Here is a 24,036-nt window from a genome sequence, read left to right as displayed (position 1 = left end):
GTTAAGCGCCGATTAATGGGATCAAGGTTATCAACCTTAGATTGTTCTTGCCAAGCGTTACTTTCCCTCAAGTCGCGCGATGTAAAACCCATCACCCCCGTCCAGGGGGGAAAACTGCTGCTCGCGGACCACGTCAAACTCGGCGTGGTGCGCCAGGAACCGATCCACCTGCCCTCGATTCTCGGGCTTGAGAACGGAACAGGTGGCATAGGCGATCGCCCCACCAGATGCGGCCAGCGCGGGAAGCTGCGACAACACCATGCGCTGGGTGTCCAACAACGCGGCGAAACGGTCTGGCGTCAAAAGCCATTTGCCCTGCGGCGCGCGACGCCACGAACCGCTGCCTGAACAGGGGGCATCAGCAAACACCAGATCGAAGCTGCCAAAATCGCGCAGCGTGTCCGGAGTGGCAATGTCTATCTTGCAACCAGCCCGCTCAGCGCGCGCTGGCAGGTCTTTCATCCGCGCTGGTGCGATGTCATGGGCCACCACTTCGGCCCCTAGCGCGGCCAGGGCCAGCGCCTTGCCGCCACCGCCCGCGCAATAATCCAGAACACGCTGCCCCGGTTTCACCTGCAACGCCTCGACCACTGCCTGTGAGGCCGTATCCTGAAGCTCCACCAAACCTTGAAGAAAGGCTTGTGAACCACTGATTTTGCGCGGGTTTTCCAAAACTTCCAACGCTGTGGAAGCCAGCGGATGCGGCTGTGCGACGATGCCCTCCTGCGCCAGTGTGCGTTGCACCCCCTCTCGCGTCGTGCGCGCGGTGTTCACCCGCAGGAACACCGGTGCGCGATGGCGCAAGGCCTCCAGCACCGCTTCGGTCTCAGGGCCAAGGCTCTCTTCGACCTGCGGCAAGAGCCAATCCGGGCAATCCAGACGTTCGGCGCGGCTGAGCGTGGCTGTGAAGCTGCGTTCCTGATCGGTCATCGGAGCGGGTGCGTGCCCTTCACCGGTGAACAGCGTGTCCGGATCGACTCCCTGTCCGCGCATCAGACCAATCATGATGGCGCGCCCGGTCTTTCCCCCGCCCAGCCCCGTCGCCGAGCGCAACCGGCGAAGCGCGTCGAACACATGATCACGAATGGCGGCGCGGTCTTTCGACCCGGCAAACCGATGCCGCCGCGCCCAACCGGTCAGCGCCTGTTCCGCGGGGGTGCCGGACAGATAGTCGTCCAGGATCTCAATCGCCGCAGCGACGCGGGCGCCGGGCGTCACCGCACCGACCTTACGACATCAATGTCACGCTGCAACATATTGTGTTCCCTAACCTATCCGATAGTTCGGGCTTTCGCGCGTGATCTGGACATCATGCACATGGCTTTCCTTCAGCCCCGCGCCGGTGATTTTCACGAACTGGCAGTTCTTGCGCATTTCGGCAACGGTGGCACAGCCGGTATAGCCCATCGCCGCCCGCAGACCGCCCACCAACTGGTGAATGACCGCGCCCGCACTGCCCTTATACGGCACCTGCCCCTCGATCCCTTCGGGCACCAGCTTGTCAGACGCTGCGTCTTTCTGGAAATAGCGATCTGCCGAGCCGCGCGCCATGGCGCCAAGGCTGCCCATGCCGCGATAGGCCTTGAACGAGCGGCCCTGATACAAGATCACCTCGCCGGGGCTTTCATCGGTGCCTGCGATCATCGAGCCGACCATCGCACAGCTTGCACCTGCAGCAATGGCCTTGGCGAAATCGCCCGAGAACTTGATGCCGCCATCGGCAATCACTGGCACATCGCCCGCCGCCGCGGCACAATCCCCGATCGCCGTCAACTGAGGCACGCCAACGCCCGCCACCATCCGGGTGGTGCAGATCGAGCCTGGCCCGATCCCCACTTTCACCGCATCGGCACCCGCGTCGATCAGGGCGCGCGTCGCGTCGCCCGTGGCCACGTTGCCTGCGATGACCTGCACGCTGTTGGATTGTGCCTTGATCCGCTTCACAGCCTCGATCACCCCTTCGGAATGGCCATGCGCCGTGTCCACGACGACGATATCCACGCCCGCGTCGATCAGAGCTTCGGAGCGGGCAAAACCACTATCGCCCACGGAACTGGCCGCCGCGACGCGCAACCGCCCCAGATCGTCTTTGCAGGCGGTCGGGTTCAGCACCGCTTGTTCCGTGTCCTTAAGCGTCAGAAGCCCGGTCAGCTTGCCGTCGCCATTGGTGACCAGCAACTTCTCGATCCGGCGGGCCTTCATCAGGCTTTTCGCCTCTTCCAACTCGGCCGGCTCCTGCAGCATGGCCAGGTTGTCCGAGGTCATCATCACCTTGACCGGCGTGTCGTCATCGGTGGCAAAGCGCATGTCGCGGTTGGTCACGATCCCCACCACGCGGCCCTGTTCATCCACCACCGGAAAGCCGGTCACGCGATAGCGCTCCTGCAACTGCTTGGCATCGGCGAGCGTCTGGTCGGGGGTCAGGGTGATCGGATTATAGACGATCCCGCTTTCAAACCGCTTCACGCGGCGCACCTGTTCGGCCTGTTCGTCAACATCGAGGTTCTTGTGAATGACTCCCATGCCGCCCGCCTGCGCCATGGCGATGGCCATGCGCGCTTCGGTCACGGTGTCCATCGCCGAGCTGAGCAGAGGGATGTTCATTGCAATCGAGCGGGTGACGAAGGTGGTCGTGTTTGCGGTGGACGGCAGCACATTGCTGGCGGCCGGAACCAGAAGGACGTCGTCGAAAGTGAGCGCCTCGCGAATCTCCATGGGCTTTCTCCTCGGGAGTGTTCGTTTGGCACGTCCCTATCTCATGGCGGGGGCTGTTTGGAAAGAGTGTTGCCCGACATTTCTGCGCATGGCGGGTTTTTTCACGGCGTGCCGGTTGGGGAACCCCGTGTTTGACAAAGGCCGCGTCAGCCGGAAAGCTTCTGCGCAGGACATGACCAACAGGATCGGAGCATCAGATGAGCGATCAGAACCGCGGCACCGCCTTTCGCGCCCTGCACCAGAAGGGTAACCCGTTCATCCTGGCCAATGCCTGGGACATCGGCAGCGCGAAGATGCTGGCGGGGCTTGGGGCGCAGGCGATCGGCACCTCGTCCGCCGCCCACGCCTTCACGTTGGGGCGGCCCGACATGGGGCATGTCAGCCGCGACGAAGCTCTGGCCCATGCGCAGGATCTGGTCGCGGCGGTGCAGGTCCCCGTGTCGGGCGATTTCGAAAACGGCTTTGGCGATGATCCTGACACCTGTGCTGAAACGGTGCGCCTGTCCTACGAGGCCGGTCTGGCCGGCATCTCGATCGAGGACACCGCCCTGCCTGCGGCCACGCCCTATGATCGCGCGCAGGCCGTCGAACGGATCAAAGCCGCCGCATCCGCCGCGCGGGCCCTGCCCGGTGACTTCGTCCTTGTGGCCCGCGCCGACGGGGTGATGAACGGGCAATACGATCTGGAAGAAGCCCTGGCCCGGATCATCGCCTACGAGGCTGCGGGGGCGGATTGCGTCTATGTTCCCTTGCCCGGCACGCTGGCCGATCAGGCGCGTGTCTGTGCGGCCACGGATCTGCCCGTCAACGCCTTGGCGGCGGGTCCGCTTTCACAGGTCAGCCGCGCGGATTTGGCGCAGGCTGGCGTGGCGCGTATCTCGCTTGGGTCGGCGCTGGCGCGCGTAACCCACCGGGTGATCCGTGACGCAGCTCAGGCGATGTTCGACAGCGGAGATTTTTCGATGCTGGGGACGGGCATGCCGGGGGGCGAGGTCGATGCCCTTTTGACTACCAAACCGCACTAGATCTGAGTCACATCCGCGTCATAGATCCAGCGAAACCGGTTGAACACCTGCCTGGGGGCCAGACGACCGGCCACCCGCAGCGCCTCGTGGCCCAGACGCCGCGCAACCGGGTTGGCATAGTGGTAATTGCGCGCATTCCGGCTGGCGGCGTTCACAATCTTTTCGCAGCGCGCGCGGCGCAACTGCTGATACCTTGCCGGGCCGGCATCTGGCCCGTCACGGTCCAGACAGGCGGCCAGAACCCAAGCATCTTCGATCGCCATGACCGCGCCCTGCGCCATGAACGGCAAGGTCGGATGGGCCGCATCGCCCAGCAACGCGCAGTGACCATAATGCCAGTTCACCGCCACCGGATGACGGAACAGGCCCCACAGATGCACCCTGTCGACCCGTTCCAGCAGGGCCTGCGCATCGTCGCAAAACCCGCTGAACGCGCGGCGCAGGTTGTCGGGGTCGTCCTGATGGGTCCAGCCCTCGTCCGCCCAGGCATCGCGTTCTTCGACCGCGACAAGGTTGACCATGGTGCCGCCGCGCAGGGGATACGTCACCATATGCCGCCCCGGCCCCATATACACGGTGGCTTCGGCCGGTTCGCGGCCTGTGGCCGGGACGGTCGCCCGCCATGCCACCTGCCCGGTAAAGAACGGATCGCGTGCCCCGTTCATCGCCCGGTGGGCCACCGACCGCAGGCCATCGGCACCGATGATGAACCCCATCTCCTGCGCCCCTTCTCCGACCAGTTGGACCTGCGCAGTGGTCAGGCTGGGGATCACACGTTCGACCCGCACGCCGCAGCGAATGGTCACCCCGGCGTCACGTGCCGCATCCGCCAGAAGGTCGATCAGGTCCGCCCGGTGAAACAGCAGAAAGGTCGCCCCCGGCGCCACCTTGTCGAAATTGAAATCAATCACCTCGTGGCCGGACACTCCATCGCGCAGCCACACGCCATGCCCGTGCACGGCACGGTCGCGCGCAGCCTCGCCCAGACCCAAGGCCTCCAGCACGCGCACGCCATTGGGGCTGATTTGCAACCCGGCCCCGACCTCGGTGATCGCAGGCGCTTGTTCCAGCACGGTGACACGCGCCCCACGCCGGGCCAGCGCCACCGCCGCCGTCAGCCCGCCGATCCCCGCGCCAAGGATGGTCACGTCCTGTCCTGCAATCATGGTTGCACGTTCCTCTGGCGTTCACCCAACGGTCACACACCCCCGGCTGACGTCATGGGCAGGCAAAGAAAAAAGGCGCCGGGTTCACCAGCGCCTTTTGTCATGGATCAGGGCCACATGCCACGCGACAAGTGCGCCCATCGTGTGATTTTCACCGAACCACGGCCTAATCGTCGCGGTGAACCTTTTCGCGGCGCTCATGGCGTTCCTGCGCCTCAAGGCTCAGCGTCGCAATGGGTCGTGCATCCAGACGTTTCAGCGAAATCGGCTCGCCTGTTTCGGAACAATACCCGTATTCGCCCTCTTCGATCCGGCGCAGGGCCTGATCAATCTTGGCCACCAGTTTGCGCGACCGATCACGTGTCCTTAGTTCAAGCGCCCGATCTGTCTCCTCCGACGCACGATCCGCGATGTCCGGGATGTTCCGAGTGTTGTCTTGTAAACCTTCCAGCGTATGGCGGCTTTCGTCCAACAATTCTTCTTTCCAGGCCAGAAGCTTGCGACGGAAATACTCCGTCTGACGCTCATTCATAAACGGTTCGTCTTCGGCAGGACTGTAATCGTCGGGCAGGAAAGTCTCTGCTTTCATACCAACTCCCTCAACTTACCGGACCGTAAAGACGTAACAACCAAGTTGCACCATAGGAGTCCGGCTTCTTGTGGCGCCCGTTTACACCCGCTGTTGCCGGTTGTCACTAGCCAAACCGCAGGATCAGGAAAGGTTTTCGCCAATAACGGGCAAACATCTGATATATAAAAAAACACTCGGGAATAGGATCGCGCGAACGGGTCACAGGAACACCGGGGCGCGGCGATCGGGTCATGCTGTGAAACTGTCGCAAGTGACCGCGGCCCGGAATGGCACGACCGAACCCTTGCCAAAACCCACCGGTCCCATTACTTCGCCCCGGTAAGCGCCGCCGTGACCGCAAAGGGATGACAGGATGACAAAACGCTTTGAAGGCACCGAAAGCTATGTCGCAACCGATGATCTGAAGGTTGCGGTGAATGCCGCCGTCACATTGGAACGTCCGCTGCTGGTCAAGGGCGAGCCCGGCACCGGCAAGACGGAACTGGCCAAGCAGGTGGCCGGCGCCCTGGGCGCGCGGATGATCGAATGGAACATCAAGTCCACCACCAAGGCACAGCAGGGTCTGTATGAATATGACGCGGTCAGCCGGTTGCGCGACAGTCAACTGGGCGACGAGCGTGTGCATGATGTGGCGAACTATATCAAACGCGGCAAGCTGTGGGAGGCGTTCGAGGCCGATGAACGTGTCGTCCTGTTGATTGACGAGATCGACAAGGCCGATATCGAGTTTCCCAACGACCTGTTGCAAGAGCTTGATAAGATGGAGTTCCACGTCTATGAGACCGGCGAAACCATCCGCGCAAAGCACCGCCCGATCATCATCATCACCTCGAACAACGAAAAAGAGCTGCCCGACGCCTTCCTGCGCCGCTGCTTCTTCCACTATATCCGTTTCCCCGATGCCGACACACTGGCCCGCATCGTCGAGGTGCATCACCCCGGCATCAAGCCGCGTCTGCTGACCGAGGCACTGACCCAGTTCTATGAAATCCGCGAACAGCCGGGGCTGAAGAAAAAGCCCTCGACGTCTGAGGTGTTGGACTGGCTGAAACTTCTGTTGGCCGAGGATATTGACCCCGAAACCCTGAAACGCGACGGGGCGTCCGCGCTTCCAACGCTGCACGGGGCGCTGTTGAAAAACGAACAGGATGTGCATCTGTTCGAACGTCTGGCCTTCATGGCCCGGCGCGAGGAGCGTGGCGGGCGACATTAGCCCATCTGATCTTGACAATCGGACCATATGAACTTATCTTCTGATCAACACGACAGGAGATGCACCATGCACGCCGCCCCACACCCGATCACCCCGCCCCCGGCCCGTCCGACCTCGGACCACGCGGCCGTGGCGCTCAAGGCCTATGGCCGGATTGCCGAGGCTTGGGGGCTGAAACTGGACGAGGCTGCGGCACTGGCGGATATGTCCACGTCCACATGGAAGCGCGCGCGCAATCCCGGCTTCAAGGGCGATCTGACCCGCGACCAGATGCTGCGGCTGTCCGCGCTGGTGGGGATTTACAAGTCCCTGCATCTGTATTTCGACGCGGCAATTGCCGATCAGTGGATCACCCTTGCCAATACCGGCCCGCTGTTTGACGGCGCGCGTCCAATCGACACGATGATCGAGGATGGCTTGCCGCAATTCCTGCGCGTGCGCAATTATGTCGATGCGCTGCGGGGTGGGATGTGACCGACCCGTTGCCGCTGCGATCGGTCAGCGACCGCGCACTGGTCCGCCTGATCCCCGCCACCTATCACAAACCGCCCGTCTTGCGCGGGCTGGTCGATAGCGACGACGAAATGGCCCTGCTGGCCGAGGTCGAGGCCATGACCTCTGCCCGCCACATGGCCGAACGTGGGCGCGATCTGGGTGTGAACCGTCTGGAGCTGGCCTGGGAACGTCGTGCTGCCGATCTTCGCATCTATGGTTTGAGCCATGTGAACGCGGCCTTCACCTATCGCCGGGCGGGCGGCAACCGGTTCAATGACGAAACACGCGGCGCATGGTATTGCAGTTGGAGCGCCATGACCTCGCTGGCCGAGGTCGGATATCACTACACGCGCGAGCTGTCGTATATTGGCGTCTTCGATACCAAGGTGCGTTATGTCGAATTGCTGGCTGATTTCATCGGAGACTTCCCCGACCTGACCGGCCAGCCTGATCACCCCGCGCTGCATGAAGACCCGGCACGGGGTTATCCGCGCGGGCAGGAGCTGGCCAATCACCTGCGCGCGGACGGGCATCGGGGGTTGGTCTATCCCTCCGTGCGTCACCCCGGTGGCACCTGCCTTGTCGCCTTCGAACCCGCGGCGGTGCAGAACGTGCGCCCCGGTGCCAAGTGGGACATCACATGGTCGGGCAGCCCTGATTTTGACGTGGTGGGGTTATAGGTATCGATTCGGCCAACCCCGCGCCGATCAACCTTATCGGCCTAGTGCCGCATGAAACACCCCGCACAAGATATTGTTTTTCTTTACGGCTTTTCGGGAAAAGCGCCCAGGTTCACGCCATTTCCCTTGGTCAAACCACAACGCCCCCATAAACTCTGACCCTTGCCTGGGGGGGCACAAATGCGGGTGTGACGGTGTTGTTATGGGAAGCAATGCGCACATGTCCGTTCGGCCATTGACGCCGTCTGATAGAGATGCGTGGGCGCGCCTGTGGGAAGGCTACCTGCGCTACTATGAGACCGAAGTCGCCCCGGAGGTCTATGAAACCACCTTCGCCCGGCTTCTGTCAGAGGATCCGAACGAGTTCCACGGGCTTCTGGCCTGCGTGGGGGATCAGCCCGTGGGGCTGGTGCATTACCTGTTCCATCGTCACGCGTGGAAAATCGAAAACGTCTGTTATCTGCAAGACCTGTATGCCGATCCCTCCGTGCGCGGCACAGGCGTCGGGCGGGCGTTGATCGAAGCGGTCTATGCCGCCGCCGATCAGGCTGGCGCACCGTCGGTCTATTGGCTGACGCAGGATTTCAACCACACCGCCCGCAAACTCTATGACCGGATTGGCGTCAAGACGCCCTTCATCCGGTATGGGAGGGCGTGACGATGCGAATGATGATCCTGCCGACCCTGTTGGCCGCGTTCACCATCAGCGGGTGTTCAATTCCGATGACCGCGAACAGTCCACGAGAGGAAGTCGCCGCCCGCCGCATCGCCCTGCCTGCGGCCCTGCCGCCGATGAAGGCCTTCGGCTCGACCCATATCATCCGGCCATCACGACCCAACAGCGTCATTGCCGGGGACTTCCTGGACCTGTCCTTCCAGCTGGAAAGCGGACGCCCCCTGCCCGTTCTGACCCGGTTCGAGGGGCCGGTTACCCTGCGCGTCACAGGGGATGCGCCGCCTTACATGACGGCAGACCTGACCCGATTGCTGTCCCGACTTCGGATCGAGGCCGGGATCAATATCCGGCAAGTTGCCGCCAACAAGACCGCCTCGATCACGCTTGAGATCATTCCGAAACGGCAACTGCAACGCCTCGTGCCCCATGCGGCCTGTTTCGTGGCGCCCAATGTGGCAAGCTGGCAGGACTACAAGGCGGCGCGCGGCACCGCCCGGCTGGATTGGACACGCCTGCGCACCCGAACCCAAATGGCCGTGTTCCTGCCCGGCGATGTCAGCCCACAAGAGCTGCGCGATTGCCTGCATGAAGAAGTTGCGCAGGCGCTGGGGCCGGTGAATGACCTGTATCGCCTGCATGACAGCGTGTTCAACGACGACAACTTCCATACCGTGCTGACCGGGTTCGACATGCTGATCCTGCGCGCCTATTACGCCCCGGAACTGACGTCCGGCATGAGCCGTGGCGACGTGGCGGCCCGTCTGCCCGCCATACTGGCACGGCTGAACCCGGCAGGTGGCGCCGGAGCGCCCCGCATGGGAGGCCGGTCCCCCGAGTCGTGGAAAGACGCCATCGCGACCGCGCTGGGCAAGGGCGCCTCGACCAACCGCCGCCGCGAAGCTGCCACCACTGCCGTCGCGCTCGCCCGCAAGATGGGATGGCGCGACACGCGGCTGGCCTTCAGTCTGTTTGCCTATGGCCGCCTGCATATGCGCCAAAGCAACAAGGACGCCTTCGCCGCCTTCCGCGAGGCCGAAGCGATCTATCGCACCAATCCGGAAACCGCGCTGCATGCGGCCCATATGGGGGTGCAACTGGCCGCCTATGCCCTGTCTGCCGGTCAGGCGGATCAGGCAATTGCCATCGTCAACACGCATATCGCCCCTGTGATGCGCGCCGAAAATGCCGCCCTGCTGGCCACGCTGATGATGATCAAGGCCGAGGCGCTTGACCTTGAAGGACGCCCGCGTGAAGCACAGCTTGTCAGGCTCGACAGTCTGGGCTGGGCGCGGTATGGCTTCGGCTCGAACGAGCAGGTCGGCGCGCGGCTCAGCGAAATCGCAGCCATATCGCCGGGTTAGACGGATTGGGGCTGTTGTGACGGCCCCCGTGCAAGGGGTTTATGCTTATGCTGGTCATCGCGGCACTTGTTTTCGGGGCATTGGTCGGGGTCATGCGCGCCCGCAAACGCGGTGGAAACCGGCTGGACATCGCGCAATATGCGGCGGTGCATGCGCTTGTGTTTGCGCTGATCGCACTGTTCGCCTCGATCTTCATCAGCCGCTAGGTTTGCGCGATGTTCCTGCCCTTCTTTGAAAACCTCCGCGCCAACAAGGTCCCTGTTTCCCTGCGCGAATTTCTGGCGTTTCTGGAGGCGATGAAGGCCGGGCTTGTGACCTATGACATCGAAGGGTTCTACTACCTCGCGCGCGTTGCGATGGTGAAGGACGAGCGCAACCTCGACAAGTTTGACCGGGCCTTTTCCATGACGTTTGAAGGGCTTGAAGCGATCTCTTCAGAAGAAATGCTAGAGGCCGTGGACATCCCGCAGGAATGGCTTGAAAAAATGGCCGAGAAGTTCCTGACCGACGAAGAAAAAGCCGAGATCGAAGCCCTGGGCGGGTTCGACAAGCTGATGGAGACCCTGAAAGAGCGTCTGAAAGAACAGGAAGGGCGCCATCAGGGTGGCAACAAATGGATTGGCACGGCGGGCACCTCGCCCTTTGGGGCTTATGGCTATAACCCCGAGGGCGTGCGGATCGGGCAGGACAAATCCCGCCACCAACGCGCGGTGAAAGTCTGGGACAAGCGCGAGTTTCGCAATCTGGACGATTCAATTGAGTTGGGCACACGAAACATCAAGGTGGCCCTGAAACGCCTGCGCAACTGGGCGCGGACCGGGGCAGACGAAGAGTTGGATCTGGACGGCACCATTCGCGCCACCGCCGAACACGGCTATCTTGACGTGAAAACCCGGCCCGAGCGGCACAATGCGGTGAAAGTCCTTTTGTTCCTTGACGTGGGCGGCTCAATGGACCCGCATATCAAGGTGGTGGAAGAGTTGTTTTCCGCTGCCCGGGCCGAGTTCAAGCATCTGGAATACTATTACTTCCACAACTGCCTTTATGAAGGTGTGTGGCGCGACAATGCGCGGCGCTGGACCGATCAGATCCCCACATGGGAGGTGCTGCGGACCTATGGGTCCGATTACAAGTGCATCTTCGTGGGCGACGCTTCGATGAGCCCGTACGAGATCGCCTATCGCGGCGGCGCGAACGAGCATTGGAATGATGAGCCCGGCCAGGTCTGGCTGGAGCGGGCTCGCGAACAGTGGCCGGACAACCTGTGGATCAATCCCCTGCCCGAGCATCACTGGCGTTACACCCAGTCCGTTCAGATGATCAGCCAGATCTTCGAAGGCCGCATGGTGCCGATGACGCTGGAGGGGATCGAACGCGGGATGAAAGACCTGGGGCGCTGAGCGCGTGCGGCCCCGCCCTGCCCCCTTCCTTTTCGACCAGAGCGGACACATATCTAATTCATGTTGAAACTGCTTCCGATCCTTCTGCCAGTTCTTTATGGCCTGGTGCTTTATCATTTCTCGGTCTGGCGCACCCATCGTGAACTGGATGCGCAATCGACGCGACTGGCCGACCCGAAGCTGAAGGCGCTGACGGACCGGATGGCGGCGGCGCTGGATATCGCGGAGATCCCCGTGCACATCTATGAAATCGACCCGGTGAACGGATTGGCCGCACCGGATGGGCGCATTTTCATCACGCGCGGGTTTTACAATGAGTATCGGCAAGGCAGGGTATCGGCCGAGGAACTGTCCAGCGTGATCGCCCATGAACTGGGGCATGTGGCGCTGGGGCACGCGCGCAAACGGATGATTGATTTTGCAGGGCAGAACGCCATGCGCACCGTGCTTGCGATGATGATCTCGCGCCTGTTGCCGGGGATTGGCGTGTATATTGCCAACATCCTGACCCGGCTGGTGGCAGCGGGGTTGAGCCGGGGCGACGAGTACGAGGCCGATGCCTATGCCACTGCGCTCTTGATCAAGTCGGGGATCGGGGCCGAGCCGCAAAAGACGCTGTTCGGCAAGCTGGATGCGTTGACGAAGTCCCGGTCGGGGGTCATGCCCGCCTGGCTGATGAGCCACCCCAAGACGCAAGAACGCGTCGCCGCGATCGAGAAGAACGAGGCCAAGTGGGTTCGGTAAAGTGAAGGCTTGAGGGTTAAGGGTTGAGGGTTAAGGTTAAGGGGCCTTGCCCCTCTGCGCATGCGCGCATTCACCCCAGGATATTTGTGGCCAGAAGAAACCCGGGTCAGAGCAATGTCTCAAGCGCCTTGCCCAGTCGCGGCAGGCGCGCTTTTTTCATCAGGCGGCGGATGGTCCAGTCTTCGCCTGACAAGGTGCGGGCTTGAAACAGAACGCGGGTGGCGACCGTCGTGATGGCGTCCGTGTATTCGTTGAGAAATGTCAGAAGAAACAGGTCGGGGCTTTCGCGGCGCAAGCCTTCTTCGGCCAGCGTATGGCGGGGGAAATCGGCGTTGTTCAGGGTCAACAGCACGTCCGCATGTCCTGCGATGGCGGCCGCGAGAACGTGGATGTCATGTTGGTCGGGCAGCCAGAGGCGGCTCAGGTCACGCTCTCGCGGAAGGACGCTGGCATTCGGCCAGCGATCGGTCAGAAGCGCGATCTCGGCGCGGGCGACACTGTCCTGATCGGGGCCAAGCTTCGCTGCCGCGCGCGCCCATTCTTCCAGGATACGGGGCGACCACAGGGGGGTGAAGCAGCCCTCTGCGGCAGCGCCAATCACCATTTCGCGCATCACGGTGGGATAAAGCACGCAGGCGTCGATCAGAACTTTCATGGCAGAAGGCGAAAGAACAGCGCCTTGAGATAGCCGCTTTCGGCAAGCTGCGGGTGCATCGGGTGGTCCGCCCCGGCAAAGCCCGTGTGGATCAACTGGCTGTTGCGCCCTGCCCGTCCGATCCCCCGGATCGATGCTGCGCGGAACTTGTCGATCGTGGCGGCGTGCGAGCAGGAGCACAGCCCAAGATAGCCGCCGGGCGCCACCAGGGGCGCGGCCAGTCGGGCGAGACGTTCATAGGCGCGCAGCCCCGGTTCCAGCGCCTTTTTCGAAGGCGCGAAGGCGGGCGGATCACAGATCACCACGTCGAATGTCTGGTTTTCATCAGTCAGTGCGGTTAGCATGTCGAAGGCATCGCCCTGCGCTGTGGTAAACCGGTCCTCGGCGCCCATTTGGCGCGCCCCCTCTTCCGCCAACGCCAGCGCAGGGGCTGAGCCATCGACCGCCACCGCGTGTGACGCGCCTGCCGCAAGGGCTGCCAGCGAAAAGCCACCGACATGCGAAAACACGTCCAACACGCGGGATCCTTTGGACAGGTCCGCCGCAAAGGCATGGTTCGGGCGCTGGTCAAAGAACAGGCCGGTTTTCTGCCCGCCCGTCAGATCCGCCACATAGGTTGCCCCGTTCATCGGCACGGCCACGGGCGCATCGGGTGCCTGCCCTAGAAGCACGGCGTTCTGGTCGTCCAACCCCTCCAGCGCGCGGGCGCGGCCGGTGGCGTTTTTCAAGATGGTTGTTGCACCCGTCACCTGCGCGAGAGCGGCGGCCAGATCGTCCAGCAGCAACTCGGCCCAGGCGGCATTGGGCTGGATCACGGCGGTGTCGCCGAACCGGTCAATGATGACACCCGGCAGCCCGTCTGCCTCGGCGTGGACGAGGCGATAGAAGGGTGCATCGAACAGGGTATTGCGATGGGACACCGCCGCGGACAGCCGTGCAGCCAGCCAGCTCTGATCAATCACCGCATCCGGATCACGATCCAGCATCCGCGCGATGATCCGGGACCGGGGGTTCACCGCCACCGTGCCCAACGGCTCGCGCCCGGCCTCTTCCAGCCGTGCGATGACACCTGCGCCAAGGGCTTTGGTGCGCCGATCGGTCACCAGTTCATTGTCAAAGACCCAAGGCGCCCCGTGGCGGATCGCACGCGCATTCGCCTTGGGTTTCAGGCGGATCGTTGCACGATCAGGTGTGTGTGGCTGGGCCATGTGATATCATCCCTCATATTGGTCGAATTGTGCCTAGCCTGTGCCCGCGCCCATGGAAACCCGGAAATTGGGCGTTGTTAGCGCTATCACTTCCTGATAGAAGCCCCACAAGCCCAACCAACTGTGCCATATTGATACGATCAGGAACAGGAGCGCGAACATGACCCTGAACAGCGATCTTCTGAAAGTGACCGAACGGATCATCGACCGTTCGAAGGACACGCGGCAAACCTATCTGGACAAGATCAACCGTGCCGCCGAAGACGGTCCGCGACGGGCGCATCTGAGTTGTTCGGGACAGGCCCATGCTTATGCCGGGGCCGGCCCCGATCAGGATAGGCTGGCGGAAGGGCGCGCGCCGAATATCGGTATCGTTACGGCCTATAACGACATGCTCTCGGCGCATGCACCCTTTGCGACATTCCCTGACCTGATCAAGCGTGTGGCCCGCGCGGAAGGGGCAACCGCTCAGGTCGCAGGCGGAGTTCCCGCCATGTGCGACGGCGTCACACAGGGCGAAACGGGGATGGAGCTGAGCCTGTTTTCCCGCGACGTGATCGCGCTGGCCTCGTCGGTGGCACTCAGCCACAACACCTTCGACGCGGCGCTGTTTCTTGGCGTGTGCGACAAGATCGTGCCCGGTCTGGTGATCGCTGCGGCCAGTTTCGGGCATATCCCGGCGGTGTTCATCCCGGCCGGGCCGATGACCTCGGGACTGTCAAACGACGAAAAAGCCAAGGTCCGCAATCAGTTCGCCGCGGGAGAGGTGGGCCGCAAGGAACTGATGGCCGCCGAGATGGCGGCTTATCACGGCCCCGGCACCTGCACGTTTTACGGCACCGCCAACACCAATCAGATGCTGATGGAGTTCATGGGGCTGCACCTGCCCGGCGCCTCCTTCGTCACGCCGCATACCGACCTGCGCGATGCGCTGACCGCCGAAGGCACCCGCCGCGCGCTGGCAATCACCAGGGATGGGTCGGCAGGGTTTACCCCGGCAGGTCATGTTCTGGACGAAAAGGCCTTCGTGAACGGGCTGGTCGGACTGATGGCGACCGGCGGGTCGACCAACCTTGTGTTGCACCTGCCCGCGATGGCGCGGGCGGCGGGGATCATATTGACGCTGGAGGATTTCGCCGACATCTCGGCCATTGTGCCCTTAATGGCGCGGGTTTATCCCAACGGTCTGGCCGATGTGAACCATTTCCATGCCGCGGGCGGTCTGGGTTATATGATCGGCGAGTTGCTGGACGCGGGGCTTCTGCATCCCGATGCCAAGACCATCATGGGCGATCTGAGCGCCTATACACAGGACCCGAAACTGGATGGGGACCGCGTGCGCTGGGAACCCGGTCCGCGCGAAAGCCTGAACGACAAGATCCTGCGCCCGGCCTCTGACCCGTTTCAGAAAACCGGCGGGCTGGTGCAATTGTCGGGCAATCTGGGGCAAGGCGTGATCAAGGTTTCGGCCGTCGATCCCGACCGGCACATCATCGAAGCCCCTGCCCGCGTGTTCCACGATCAGGACAGTGTGAAAACCGCCTTCAAAGCGGGAGAGCTTGAGGGCGACATGATCGTTGTCGTCCGCTTTCAGGGGCCGCGCGCCAATGGCATGCCAGAATTGCACGGGTTGACCCCCACCCTGTCGGTTCTGCAGCAGCGCGGCCAGCAGGTGGCGCTGGTGACCGATGGGCGGATGTCCGGTGCGTCCGGGAAAGTGCCCGCTGCCATCCATGTGGCCCCAGAAGCCGCAGATGGTGGCCCGATCGCGCGCATTCGCGATGGCGATATCATTCGTCTGGACGCCGACCGGGGCACACTTGAGGTTCTGACCGACGGGGCCATGGATCGACCCGCCGTGCAGGTGGACCTGAGCGCCAATACTGACGGCATGGGCCGTGAACTTTTCGAAACCTTCCGTCGCGCAGCCCGCCCTGCGACCGAAGGCGCCAGCACCCTGTCCTGAAGGAGACACAGATGACACCGCAAGAGGCAAGCATCGCCGCCGAGAGAATCTGCCGACTGGCTCCGGTTATCCCTGTTTTGGTGGTTGACCAGGTCGCCCATGCTGCCCCGCTGGCACAGGCTCTGGTCGCCGGGGGGCTGCCCGCGCTTGAGGTGACATTGCGCACCGATGCCGCGTTGGAGGTGATCGCCGAGATGGCAGGCGTCGAAGGTGGTGCTGTCGGCGCAGGCACGCTTTTGTCTTCGCAGGATGTTGAAAATGCAAAGAAAGCGGGCGCGACCTTTGGTGTCTCGCCCGGTGCCACCGACCGCCTGCTGGACGCGTGCGAGGCCAACGACCTGCCGCTTCTGCCCGGTGCGGCCTCGGCCACGGAAGCGATGCGCCTGCTGGAACGTGGCTACACGGTGCAGAAATTCTTTCCCGCCGAAGCCGCAGGGGGCGCGACGTTCCTGAAATCGCTTTCCTCACCCCTGCCCCGGATCCGGTTCTGCCCCACGGGTGGCGTCAGCCTGAAAAACGCGACGGATTACCTGTCGCTGCCCAACACGCTTTGTGTGGGCGGGTCATGGGTGGCCCCCGGCGAACTGGTCAAATCGGGCGACTGGGCGGGAATCACACGGCTTGCGACCCAGGCCGCGCAACTTGGGCGCTGACCCCGTGACGCCCGGGTCGCGACAGGCGCAGTTGCGCTAGAGCCATTTCAGAAGCCTGAAGATCGCAATTTCAACGATCAGAAGCACCGCAACCGCCCCGCTGAACACCCAGAAGGCATTGTCGTTGTCGACCCCCGGCATGCCGCCGACATTGATCCCCAGAAGCCCGGTCAGGAAGGACAAGGGCAGGAAGATCGCCGACACCACGGCCAGCACGTAAAGCGTGCGGTTGGTCTTTTCTGCAAGCTCGTTGACGATGTCATCCTTGATCACCAGGGCGCGTTCCTTCACCTGGTCCAGCTCTTCCACATAGCCGATCACCTGATCGGTCGTTTCGCGCAGGCTGGTGCGCCAACTGTCGCCTGCCCAGGCTGGCGGGTCTGCCAGCAACTCGCCCATCGCGGCACGTTGCGGCGCAAGATAGCGCCGCAGGATCACCGATTTCTGACGGATATCGGCGACGGCTCTGCGTGTCTCTGACGCCTCGCGGTCGCCCAGGTTGCTTTCGATATCGTCGATCTGGTCTTCAATATCGTCGATCGCCGGGCCGATCCTTTCGTTGACGCGCGCGATCAGACGGACATAGGTCTCGGCAATGGTTGCAGGTCCGGTGCCATGATCGACCAGCGCCGCCAGAATATCGCGAACACTTTGCAAACGCTGATCGCGCAGCGTGATGACCCGCATCCCGTCCGACCAGATGCGCAGGGCAATCATGTCCTCGGACCTTTGACCGGGGTTCAGATTGGTGCCACGGATCACCGTGGTCAGACCGGTCTTGCCGTGAAAGACGCGGGGGCGGGTTTCTTCCGCCAACAGCGCCTCGGCCGTAGCGGGGGACAGACCGCTTTTGTGGCGCACCCAGGTCTGCGCCCGCGTGCTGGCACGGTCCAGATGCACCCAGATCGGGCCATCCGGGGCACGCCATCTTTCGACGGCCTGCCAATCGGCAAACGAACCGCGCCCGTCGCCGGTCAGGGTAATGGCAAAGACCAGCCCGTCATCTTCGGGCGCTTCGGTGGCTGGAAGTTCATATTCGCTCACTGTTGGTGCCCTTTTGCCGCGCGGGATCAGATGATCTCATCCTCGTCGAACAGCGGATCATCCTCAAGCTGGGTGGAAAGGGCGGTCATCTTGTCGTCGGCCTCTTGGCCGTTTTCCACGCGGGCCACATGGAACAATGCGTCGCCTTCATTCACGATGGGCATGACCGCGCGCCCCACAATGATGCCGGGCAAGGTAGCGATCACCTCGGCCTCGACCTCGCCGAACGGGTCCGAGACGACGGCCAGCACGTCGCCCTGCCCCACCGTGTCGCCTTCGGATTTATAGGTGCGCAAAAGTCCGCCCTGCCCGGCCCGGATCCAACGGCTTGTGGTGCAGAACACCGGATCGGCCTTGGCCCGGGACACGCCCCGGCGGCTGATCATCCCCTTGTCCTGAAGCACCCGCAGAATGCCCATCACGCCCGCGCGCACCGACATTTCATCAAACCGCAACGCCTCGCCCGCTTCGTAAAGCAACACATCAACGCCGATCTCATGGGCTGCGGCCCGCAACGAGCCATCGCGTAAGGGCGAGCGCAGCACCACCGGCGCACCAAACAGCCGGGCCAGACGGCGGGTTTCGCTATTGCCGGGCGAAATGCGGATCTGCGGCAGGTTGGTGCGATGCGCCGCGGCCGAGTGCAGGTCGATGCCCAGATCGCAACGCGACACCACCTTGCGCAGGAAAATATCCGCCAGCCGCGAGGCCAGCGACCCGGTGCCCGACCCCGGGAAGCTGCGGTTCAGATCGCGCCGGTCCGGCAGATAGCGCGACCGGATCAGAAACCCGGGTGCATTGACAATCGGCACGCAGATCAAGGTGCCGCGCAAGGTTTGCAGGTTCTTGATCGTCAGAAGGCGGCGCACGATCTCGACCCCGATCACCTCGTCCCCGTGTATGCCGGCGCTGACAAAGATCGTGGGTCCGGGTTTGCGCCCGTGGATCACATGGGCCGACATCGTGACCGGCGTATGGTCTGACAATACGCTGACCGGAAGGTCAATGGTCTGACGGCTGCCCGGTGCGACATCGACCCCACCCAGACGAAACGGTTCGCGCCGCGCCACTAGCCTTTGCCCTTGGTCCGGGTCGAGCCGCGCTTGATGTCCTTTTCCAGAAACTCGATGATCTTTCCGGCCACGTCGATGCCGGTGGCCTTTTCGACCCCTTCCAGACCGGGGGTGGAGTTTACCTCCATCACCACCGCGCCGTGATTGGCGCGCAGCATGTCGACACCACAGACATTCAGACCCATCGACTTGGCCGCGCGCACAGCAGTCGACCGTTCTTCGGGCGAGATCTTGATCGCCTCGGCACTGCCGCCCCGGTGCAGGTTCGACCGGAAATCATCGGCAGCCCCCGTGCGTTTCATCGCGGCAATCACCCGTCCGCCGACCACCAGCGCGCGAATATCGGTGCCACCTGCTTCCTTGATGAACTCCTGCACAAGAATGTTCACCTTGGCGCCGCGAAACGCCTCGATCACCGATTTGGCCGAACGGTTGGTGTCGGCCAGCACCACACCGATGCCTTGCGTGCCCTCAAGCAGTTTCACCACCAAGGGCGCGCCTCCGGCCAGTTTCAGCACCTCATCCGTCTGTTTGGGATCATGCGCGAAGGTCGTGACAGGCAGGCCGATCCCGTCCCGCGCCAAAAGCTGCATCGAGCGCAGCTTGTCCCGCGACCGGCCAATGGCCACGGATTCGTTCAGCGGATAGACGCCCATCATCTCGAACTGGCGCAGAACGGCGAGGCCATAGAACGTCACGGACGCCCCGATGCGCGGGATCACCGCATCGTAGTGGCGCAGTTTTTCACCGTTGTAGTACACTTCGGGCCGACGCGACGCGATGTTCATGTAACATCTGAGCGTGTCGATGATGTCCAGCTTGTGTCCCCGCTCTTCCGCAGCCTCTTTCAGACGCTGGTGGGAATACAAACCTGCATTGCGGGCCAACATGGCAATTCTCATTCAACTTCTCCTGTGCGCGGGTCGGATGTGGGTTGTGTCTTGATCGGCTGACCGGGCCGCGTCAGAACGGGTGCTCCGGCCAGATAGGACCGGCGCGGGTCCACCAGCAAACGGTGCCTGCGGATCGCACTGCGGCCAAGGATAACATCAAACTCCATCTTTTCACGATTGGCCAGCGAAACGTCGATCAGCCAATGCCGCTTGCCGATCACCAGCGTGGTGCGCACGACCAGTCGCCGCTCCGGCACGCCGCCGGTGTTCTTGATGTCGCGTTCCTCTAGCACAGGGGCGGACAGGCGGCGGGTCGTGCGGCGGTTTTTCAACGGGACCATGAATTCGACCCAAGTCGCGCCATCGCGTTCAAACAGGGTCTGGTCCACCGCGTGAAGCGCCGTGGTCCGCGCGCCCGTATCCACCTTGGCCGGCAGGTCGAGAATACCGAAATCCGGCAAGGCGATATGTTCGCGCCAGCCGATGATCTGAGGTGGCCTGGAGGGGGGTGGTTTGGTCATGCGTGTCGTCCGAGTTGTATGTGTGCCGGTTCATTGAACATTCCCGAACTCGGCACGCCTTTCCACAAAAAAAACGGACGACACGTCAATCCACACCGGGACCGATCGGAACATGCGCACAAAGCGCGCTGCCGGGTGGCCCCTAGCCCAGCACCTCAGACACCGCGCGTGTTGTGGCGGCAATTACGGTGTCGGCCTCGTTTCGGGTCAGGCAGAAAGGGGGCGCAAAGCCCAGAATGTCGCCCTGCGGCATGGCGCGGGCAATCACCTTGCTTTGCTCAAGCAATTTGGCCGAGACCTGCGGCCCGATCTTGTCACTTGCATCAAAGAACGTGCGGCTGTCGCGGTCCTTCACGAACTCGACGGCGCACAGCATCCCTTCGCCGCGAATATCGCCCACATGGGGGTGATCCGACAGGGCGTCTTTCAGCCCTTTTTGCAAGTGCGCGCCGACCTCGCCTGCATTTTTGATCAGGCCCAGATCGTCAATCAGCTTCAGGTTCGCCACCCCTGCCGCAGCACCAATGGGATGGGCCGAATAGGTCCAGCCATGGCCGATGGGGCCGTTTTCATCCGTGCCCTGTTCCAACACGCGCCACACCTTGTCGGATACGATGGACCCGGACAGTGGCGCATAGGCCGACGTCAGCCCCTTCGCAATCGTGATGATATCGGGCGTCATGCCGTAGTGGTCTGACCCGAACATACTGCCCAGCCGCCCAAACCCGGTCACGACCTCATCCGCGATCAAAAGGATATCGTGTTTTTTTAACACCGCCTGAATGGCGGCCCAGTAGCCTTCCGGCGGGGGCACGATCCCGCCCGTGCCCAAAACCGGCTCACCGATGAACCCCGCGATGGTGTCAGCCCCTTCGCGGTCGATCAACGCCTCAAGCTCTGCCACGCAATAGGCCACGAACTCCGCCTCGCACTGGTTCAGATCATTTCGGCGGAAGTAATATGGGGCCTCGGTGTGAATGACCTGCGCCAGCGGCAGGTCAAACTTTTTGTGAAACAGCTCAAGCCCGGTCAGCGACCCGGTGACAAGCCCCGACCCGTGATAGCCACGCCAGCGCGAAATGATCTTTTTCTTCTCGGGTCGTCCAAGGATGTTGTTGTAATACCACAGCAATTTCACGTTGGTTTCATTCGCGTCGGACCCACCCAGCCCGAAATAGACCTTGGACATATGCGCAGGTGCTCGGTCCAGTATCATCTTCGACAGGGTGATCGACGCCTCGGTGCCGTGGCCGACATAGGAGTGATAATAGGCCAGCTCGCGCGCCTGTTCGGCGATGGCATCCGCGATCTCAGGACGGCCATAGCCGACATTCACACAGTAAAGCCCTGCAAAAGCGTCCAGCAGCTTGTTGCCGTCACGATCTTCAATATGCACGCCGGACGCGGTGCGGATCACGCGGGTCGGGCTTTCGCCGCGCGCGTGTTGGGCCAGATGGGTTGAAGGATGGAAAAAGCTCTCGCGATCCCACTGGTCAAGTTGGTTATTGTGAAGCATGGCTTACCTCAATCGTTCGGGCGGGCGCGCCGCCGGGTTTGATAACGATAGGAGCTTTTGCGCATGGACCCTTTGCGTCTTGCGGCTTTGGGTCGGGCGGGTCGGCTCCGCTCAGCCCCAGCAGCAGCGCGCAATGCCTTTATTGCTTGGGTCTTTTCCCGGATAACGCAAGACGAGCGTGAAATCCAGCCTGCTCAGCCCACGACATCGCCAATCACGGCAACACAATCCCCGGATTTGATCAGGCCCGGATGATGGCGGCTGATCAATATGCCGTCACGGCGGGCGTGATAGTCCACCGGCACCTGCCCGGTTCGGTCTACCGGCCAGCGCCGCGCCACCACATCGCCTTTGCGAACCGGATCGCCCAAATTGACCAACGCCTCGTACAGCCCTTCACCTTCACTGAAAAGGAAACAGTCATCATCCGGCATGGTCAGCGTCACGGTGTCGTCAATCTGCATTTCGGCATCAAGGATCCCTGCATGGATCAACACGTTGCGCACACCCTTCTTGGCAATCGCATTCGACCGCGCGGTGGAGGTGCCACCCCCGCCCAATTCGGTCGTGACCAGCACCTTGCCCATCTCTTCGACCGCGGTGTCATACATGCCCACATTGTCGATCTCGCGCATCCGGACCGAATAAGGCGCGTTGAAAGCCTGCATGGCCCGCACGCAAGCAGCCTCAAGCGACTTGTCGTCCAGAATATGCACTGCCGCGAAGGGCAGGAAATCCAGCGTCTTGCCGCCGGAATGGAAATCGACCGCGATATCGGCCATGGGCAGCAGCACGCGCTGGAAATAGTCAGCAATCTTCTCGGTCGGGGTGCCGTCCGGGCGGCCGGGGAAGGATCGGTTCATGTTGCCCTTGTCGATAGGCGATGTCCGGGTGCCCGCGCGGAAGGCGGGATAGTTGAAGGCGGGCACGATGATGACGCGACCGGTAATGTCCTCGGGCTTCAACGTCACCGTCAGCTCCTGCAACGCAATCGGCCCTTCGTATTCGTCCCCATGATTGGCCCCGGTCAGAAGCGCGGTGGGTCCCGGACCATTCTGAATGACCGTGATCGGGATCATGACCGACCCCCAGGCGCTGTCATCACGGCTGTAGGGCAGCCTGAGAAAGCCGTGATGCGCGCCGTCCTGATCCAGCGGAATGGTGGGCGTAATAGGGTTCTTGATCATGGCTCAATCCTTCACGAACATCTTGCGCGGCACATCGGACAAACATTCCGGGCCATCCATACCGATGCGTATGCTTTCGGTGATTTCAAACCCCCAATCCTCCATCCATAGACCAGTCATGAAATGAAACGTCATGTTTTCTTCAAGCACCGTCTTGTCACCCGGGCGCAGTGACATGGTGCGCTCGCCCCAGTCGGGCGGATAGGACAGACCGATGGGATAGCCGGTGCGGTTGTCCTTCTCGATCCCGTATTTTCTTAGCACATCAAAGAAGGCCAGCGCGATATCTTCGCAGGTATTGCCCGCGCGGGCCTTGTCCAATCCCGCGTCCATCCCTTCCAACACCGCTTTTTCGGCGTCCAGAAAGGTCTGGGTGGGTTTGCCCAGGAACACCGTGCGTGACAGTGGGCAGTGATAGCGGTGGACGACGCCCGCAATCTCGAAAAACGTGCCTTCACCGGATTTCATCGGCTGGTCGTCCCATGTCAGATGCGGCGCGGCGGCATCCGCGCCCGAGGGCAACAGCGGCACGATGGCCGGATAATCTCCACCATACCCAAGCGTATTGTCGTAACGCAGACCGGCATCGTAAATTTCCGCCACAAGGTCACATTTGCGCAAGCCGGGCTCGACTTTATCGAAGATCCGCTGGTGCATCTTGCCGACGATCTGCCCGGCCTGCCGCATATAGGTAAGTTCGGCCTCGGATTTCACCGCGCGTTGCCAATTCACCAAGGCGGTGGCGTCGATGAACTGTGCGTCTGGCAGATGGGTCTGTAGCGACGCAAAGGCGGCCGCCGTGAACCAGTAATTGTCCATCTCGACCCCGATCCGACCCTTGTCCAGCCCGCGATCCGCCAGTTGCGCCGACAGGTAATCCATCGGGTGGCGTTCCGTCGATTGCACGTAATGGTCGGGATAGCCGATAATGCGATCCGGCGTCATGTAACAGGTGCGGAGCGCCCCCGCCGCATCCTGCCCGCGTCCGAACCAGATCGGCGCGCCGTCCGTCGTGATAATCACACATTGGTGCACATAGAACGACCACCCGTCATAGCCGGTCAGCCAGTTCATGTTTGACGGATCGGTCACGATCAGAAGGTCGAGACCTCGCCGCGCCATCTCGCGCCGCGTCTTTTCCAGGCGTTCCGCATATTCGTCCCGCGTGAACCAGAGCTTCGCTGCGTCCATCCTGTTCCTCCCCCATGCAAGATAAGTCATCACAATTCAGCCTAGCTGACGCAAGGATGTGA

Annotated in this window: 24 protein-coding genes; 11 read left to right on the top strand and 13 right to left on the bottom strand. The window is 62.3% G+C overall.

Translation table 11 applies throughout. From position 1 onward, the window contains the following. Window positions 1-57: 57 nt before the first annotated feature. Entirely contained in the window at window positions 58-1,218 is a 1,161-nt protein-coding gene (locus tag MUY21_RS08145; protein ID WP_248409820.1) for an RsmB/NOP family class I SAM-dependent RNA methyltransferase, read from the bottom strand. Window positions 1,219-1,266: 48 nt separating this feature from the next. Further along, window positions 1,267-2,715, bottom strand: a complete 1,449-nt coding sequence (gene guaB, locus MUY21_RS08140) for an IMP dehydrogenase (RefSeq protein WP_248409819.1) — start codon at window positions 2,713-2,715, stop codon at window positions 1,267-1,269. Window positions 2,716-2,912: 197 nt separating this feature from the next. On the opposite strand from guaB, the gene MUY21_RS08135 reads away from it, so the two are divergent. After that, window positions 2,913-3,740 carry an isocitrate lyase/phosphoenolpyruvate mutase family protein gene (locus tag MUY21_RS08135; RefSeq protein ID WP_248409818.1) on the top strand — a complete coding sequence of 276 codons (828 nt, stop codon included), beginning with the start codon at window positions 2,913-2,915 and terminating at the stop codon, window positions 3,738-3,740. Here MUY21_RS08135 and MUY21_RS08130 read toward each other — a convergent pair. Then, entirely contained in the window at window positions 3,737-4,906 is a 1,170-nt protein-coding gene (locus MUY21_RS08130) for an FAD-dependent monooxygenase (protein WP_248409817.1), read from the bottom strand. The two genes, MUY21_RS08135 and MUY21_RS08130, sit on opposite strands and share 4 nt — an antisense overlap. Before the next feature lie 166 nt (window positions 4,907-5,072). After that, window positions 5,073-5,495: an RNA polymerase-binding protein DksA gene (dksA, locus tag MUY21_RS08125; RefSeq protein WP_248409816.1), complete on the bottom strand. Its 423-nt coding sequence runs from the start codon at window positions 5,493-5,495 to the stop codon at window positions 5,073-5,075. A 355-nt stretch (window positions 5,496-5,850) separates the two neighbouring features. Between dksA and MUY21_RS08120 the strand changes: the two genes are divergently transcribed. The 8 genes from MUY21_RS08120 to MUY21_RS08085 all read left to right on the top strand — a co-directional run bounded on the left by MUY21_RS08120 (window position 5,851) and on the right by MUY21_RS08085 (window position 12,067). Then, a complete protein-coding gene (locus MUY21_RS08120) occupies window positions 5,851-6,711 on the top strand; it encodes a MoxR family ATPase (protein WP_248409815.1) in 861 nt (286 codons plus the stop codon). 66 nt (window positions 6,712-6,777) lie between these two features. Beyond that, window positions 6,778-7,185 (top strand): antitoxin Xre-like helix-turn-helix domain-containing protein, encoded by a 408-nt coding sequence (locus tag MUY21_RS08115; RefSeq protein ID WP_248409814.1) that lies wholly within the window; start codon window positions 6,778-6,780, stop codon window positions 7,183-7,185. After that, window positions 7,182-7,886 (top strand): RES family NAD+ phosphorylase, encoded by a 705-nt coding sequence (locus tag MUY21_RS08110; RefSeq protein ID WP_248409813.1) that lies wholly within the window; start codon window positions 7,182-7,184, stop codon window positions 7,884-7,886. The genes MUY21_RS08115 and MUY21_RS08110 overlap by 4 nt, the downstream gene beginning before the upstream one ends. A 220-nt stretch (window positions 7,887-8,106) precedes the next feature. After that, window positions 8,107-8,544 (top strand): GNAT family N-acetyltransferase, encoded by a 438-nt coding sequence (locus MUY21_RS08105; protein WP_248409812.1) that lies wholly within the window; start codon window positions 8,107-8,109, stop codon window positions 8,542-8,544. A 2-nt stretch (window positions 8,545-8,546) separates the two neighbouring features. Beyond that, entirely contained in the window at window positions 8,547-9,923 is a 1,377-nt protein-coding gene (locus tag MUY21_RS08100; RefSeq protein ID WP_248409811.1) for a DUF2927 domain-containing protein, read from the top strand. Between the two features lie 47 nt (window positions 9,924-9,970). Then, window positions 9,971-10,129, top strand: coding sequence for a hypothetical protein (locus MUY21_RS08095; protein WP_248409810.1), 159 nt, complete (start codon window positions 9,971-9,973; stop codon window positions 10,127-10,129). A 9-nt stretch (window positions 10,130-10,138) separates the two neighbouring features. Then, complete coding sequence (locus tag MUY21_RS08090; RefSeq protein WP_248409809.1) at window positions 10,139-11,323, top strand: VWA domain-containing protein; 1,185 nt, start codon at window positions 10,139-10,141, stop codon at window positions 11,321-11,323. Between the two features lie 60 nt (window positions 11,324-11,383). Continuing rightward, complete coding sequence (locus MUY21_RS08085; protein WP_248409808.1) at window positions 11,384-12,067, top strand: M48 family metallopeptidase; 684 nt, start codon at window positions 11,384-11,386, stop codon at window positions 12,065-12,067. 106 nt (window positions 12,068-12,173) lie between these two features. Here MUY21_RS08085 and MUY21_RS08080 read toward each other — a convergent pair whose 3' ends face one another. Both MUY21_RS08080 and MUY21_RS08075 read right to left on the bottom strand, forming a co-directional pair. Next, complete coding sequence (locus MUY21_RS08080; RefSeq protein ID WP_248409807.1) at window positions 12,174-12,722, bottom strand: PIN domain-containing protein; 549 nt, start codon at window positions 12,720-12,722, stop codon at window positions 12,174-12,176. Further along, window positions 12,719-13,930 carry a class I SAM-dependent rRNA methyltransferase gene (locus MUY21_RS08075; protein ID WP_248409806.1) on the bottom strand — a complete coding sequence of 404 codons (1,212 nt, stop codon included), beginning with the start codon at window positions 13,928-13,930 and terminating at the stop codon, window positions 12,719-12,721. Before MUY21_RS08075 ends, MUY21_RS08080 begins: the two co-directional genes overlap by 4 nt. A 160-nt stretch (window positions 13,931-14,090) precedes the next feature. Here MUY21_RS08075 and edd point away from each other — a divergent pair, with 160 nt between their 5' ends. Both edd and eda read left to right on the top strand, forming a co-directional pair. Continuing rightward, on the top strand, window positions 14,091-15,896 hold the full coding sequence (gene edd, locus MUY21_RS08070) for a phosphogluconate dehydratase (RefSeq protein WP_248409805.1): 1,806 nt from the start codon (window positions 14,091-14,093) through the stop codon (window positions 15,894-15,896). A gap of 11 nt (window positions 15,897-15,907) precedes the next feature. Then, window positions 15,908-16,549 carry a bifunctional 4-hydroxy-2-oxoglutarate aldolase/2-dehydro-3-deoxy-phosphogluconate aldolase gene (eda, locus tag MUY21_RS08065; RefSeq protein WP_248409804.1) on the top strand — a complete coding sequence of 214 codons (642 nt, stop codon included), beginning with the start codon at window positions 15,908-15,910 and terminating at the stop codon, window positions 16,547-16,549. 36 nt (window positions 16,550-16,585) lie between these two features. Here the strand turns inward: eda and MUY21_RS08060 are convergent, their stop codons facing one another. The 7 genes from MUY21_RS08060 to doeA all read right to left on the bottom strand — a co-directional run bounded on the left by MUY21_RS08060 (window position 16,586) and on the right by doeA (window position 23,974). Next, a complete protein-coding gene (locus MUY21_RS08060) occupies window positions 16,586-17,593 on the bottom strand; it encodes a zinc transporter ZntB (protein WP_248409803.1) in 1,008 nt (335 codons plus the stop codon). Window positions 17,594-17,619: 26 nt separating this feature from the next. Continuing rightward, the gene (locus MUY21_RS08055) at window positions 17,620-18,663 is read right to left on the bottom strand and encodes a succinylglutamate desuccinylase/aspartoacylase family protein (protein WP_248409802.1); all 1,044 of its coding nucleotides are present in this window, start codon (window positions 18,661-18,663) and stop codon (window positions 17,620-17,622) included. Continuing rightward, complete coding sequence (rimK, locus tag MUY21_RS08050) at window positions 18,663-19,568, bottom strand: 30S ribosomal protein S6--L-glutamate ligase (RefSeq protein ID WP_248409801.1); 906 nt, start codon at window positions 19,566-19,568, stop codon at window positions 18,663-18,665. Before rimK ends, MUY21_RS08055 begins: the two co-directional genes overlap by 1 nt. After that, window positions 19,565-20,080 (bottom strand): RimK/LysX family protein, encoded by a 516-nt coding sequence (locus tag MUY21_RS08045; protein WP_248409800.1) that lies wholly within the window; start codon window positions 20,078-20,080, stop codon window positions 19,565-19,567. Before MUY21_RS08045 ends, rimK begins: the two co-directional genes overlap by 4 nt. A gap of 142 nt (window positions 20,081-20,222) precedes the next feature. Next, window positions 20,223-21,596 (bottom strand): aspartate aminotransferase family protein, encoded by a 1,374-nt coding sequence (locus MUY21_RS08040; protein WP_248409799.1) that lies wholly within the window; start codon window positions 21,594-21,596, stop codon window positions 20,223-20,225. 194 nt (window positions 21,597-21,790) lie between these two features. Beyond that, a complete protein-coding gene (gene doeB / locus MUY21_RS08035; RefSeq protein WP_248409798.1) occupies window positions 21,791-22,783 on the bottom strand; it encodes a N(2)-acetyl-L-2,4-diaminobutanoate deacetylase DoeB in 993 nt (330 codons plus the stop codon). A 3-nt stretch (window positions 22,784-22,786) separates the two neighbouring features. Continuing rightward, window positions 22,787-23,974, bottom strand: a complete 1,188-nt coding sequence (doeA, locus tag MUY21_RS08030) for an ectoine hydrolase DoeA (RefSeq protein ID WP_248409797.1) — start codon at window positions 23,972-23,974, stop codon at window positions 22,787-22,789. Window positions 23,975-24,036 lie beyond the last annotated feature (62 nt).

It is taken from the genome of Aliiroseovarius sp. S2029, assembly GCF_023195575.1.
GTDB classification, from domain to species: domain Bacteria; phylum Pseudomonadota; class Alphaproteobacteria; order Rhodobacterales; family Rhodobacteraceae; genus Aliiroseovarius; species Aliiroseovarius zhejiangensis.
This window is presented reverse-complemented; position numbering and strand designations above follow the sequence as displayed.